General features: G+C 79.0%; 1 pseudogene. It reads left to right on the top strand.

The annotated features are described in order from the left end of the window. Nucleotides 1–421: 421 nt before the first annotated feature. Nucleotides 422–972: pseudogene (locus tag AAHZ94_RS34555) on the top strand (hypothetical protein); the annotation flags it as partial.

Genomic DNA, 972 nt, shown 5'->3' on the forward strand with positions numbered 1-972 from the left:
CGGAGTGCCCCACCCCGGGGACACGCCCGCGCACGGCATGCCCACCTTCGGGGGGCGCTTCCCCGCGGGGCGTAACCCCGCGAGCGGCCCGCCGCCCGGCCAGCGTTCCGACGAAGGCCGGATATCTCGACCCGCTGCGCATCGCCCCGGCGGCGGCGACGGGTCGGGGCAGGGTGGTCCTTTTGCGGACGGCACGCCCGCACACGGCACCCCGCTCTTCGACGGCACGCCTGCGCAGGGCACGCCCTTCCTTGACGGCACGCCGCCGCACGGCACGCCCTTCGCCGGTGGCGCGCCCGCGGGCGGTGGCTCCCGTGGGGGCGCGCCGACGGGTGGTGGCCGCACCGGTGGTGCGCCCGCGAGCAGCGGTCCCCGCGGTGGCGCGCCCGGTTCGTACGCGTCAGGTTTCGCTCATCCCGGGATGACCCCACCGCACGGCATTCCCTACCTCGGCGACGGGTCGGGGCAGGGTGCGGCGTACCCGGACGGGACGCCTGCGCAGGGCACGCCGCGGTTTGGTGGTGGGGCTGGGCAGGGCCGTGGTCCTTTCGCGGACGGCACGCCCGCACACGGCACCCCGCTCTTCGACGGCACGCCTGCGCAGGGCACGCCCTTCAGCGACGGCACGCCGCCGCACGGCACCCCCGGTGCGGCCCGGCGGGGTGGGGCGCGGGCGGGTGGGCCGGCGCGTGGCGGGCACCCCGAGCAGCGGGAGCCCGGTGGGGGCTGGGGCGCGCTCGGTGCGGAGGGGCGGCGCGCGGGCGCAGGTGGCGCCGGGGCCGATGGCGCCGCCGGTGGTACGGCCCGCAGCGCTGCGGGCAGCGGTGGCACGACCGGTGGCGGTACGACCAGCGGTGGTGCAACCGGTGGCGGTGCGGCCGGTGGTGGTGTTGGGCCGGTGGGGAGGCCGATGGGGTCCGGGATGCCTGGGCCTCGGCGCGAGTACATGGAGGCGTTCGACGGGCCGGCGGG

The organism is Streptomyces sp. HSW2009, assembly GCF_040240285.1.
Lineage (GTDB): Bacteria > Actinomycetota > Actinomycetes > Streptomycetales > Streptomycetaceae > Streptomyces.